Here is a 526-nt window from a genome sequence, read left to right on the forward strand (position 1 = left end):
GCCATACAATACGCCTTGGTCGCTATGAATAATCGGGCATTCTGTCGGTTTAAGCCGACTAAGCCCTTGTTCTAACATCTTTTTTACCAATGAAAACTTCGGGCGTGTCGCAAAGTTATAGGCAATAATTTCTCGGTTAGCCAAGTCCATCAACGGTGAAAAATAAAGCTTTTCTTGCCCAACCTGAAACTCTGTAACATCGGTTACCCATTTTTGATTGAGTGCCGTTGCTGTAAAATCACGATTCAGTAAGTTCGGTGCAATATGTGATGTTTTCCCTCGTTTCCCATGTCTTTTCTTACGTAATATGGAATGAATACCTAACTCATTCATTAGTCTTAACACCGTCTTATGATTCAAATGGAAACCCATTTGGCGTAATTTAAACGTCATGGGGCGATAACCATCTCGTTTTCTGTTCTTTTTATACAGCGATAAGATAGCCTCTTTTACTTCGTGATAATTTCGCTTAATCTCTTTATAGTAAAAGCTTGAACGAGGCATTTTAGCCACACGAAGTAAATCA

1 protein-coding gene is annotated in these 526 nt (G+C 39.0%); it reads right to left on the bottom strand.

What is annotated here, in order from left to right:
* Positions 1 to 526: IS3 family transposase (locus QZ106_RS01135; protein WP_295973189.1), on the bottom strand; the 526-nt coding region annotated here is incomplete at both ends.

It is taken from the genome of uncultured Aggregatibacter sp. (assembly GCF_901873365.1).
Taxonomy (GTDB): domain Bacteria; phylum Pseudomonadota; class Gammaproteobacteria; order Enterobacterales; family Pasteurellaceae; genus Aggregatibacter.